Here is a 239-nt window from a genome sequence, read left to right as displayed (position 1 = left end):
GTTCGATTGGAATTTCTCCGCTACCCTCAGTTCATCCGCTCACTTTTCAACGTAAGTCGGTTCGGTCCTCCATTCAGTGTTACCTGAACTTCAACCTGACCAAGGGTAGATCACCTGGTTTCGGGTCTACGACCAAATACTCAACGCCCTGTTCAGACTCGCTTTCGCTGCGGCTCCGCATTTGCTGCTTAACCTTGCATCAGATCGTAACTCGCCGGTTCATTCTACAAAAGGCACGC

1 rRNA gene is annotated in these 239 nt (G+C 50.6%); it reads right to left on the bottom strand.

Going from position 1 to position 239, the window contains the following annotated elements:
* Positions 1–239, bottom strand: a 23S ribosomal RNA gene (locus tag CD112_RS12895); the annotation flags it as partial.

This window comes from Staphylococcus simulans (genome assembly GCF_002902285.1).
Lineage (GTDB): Bacteria > Bacillota > Bacilli > Staphylococcales > Staphylococcaceae > Staphylococcus > Staphylococcus simulans.
The sequence above is the reverse complement of the archived record's forward strand: the minus strand, read 5'-3'. Positions and strand labels throughout refer to the sequence as shown.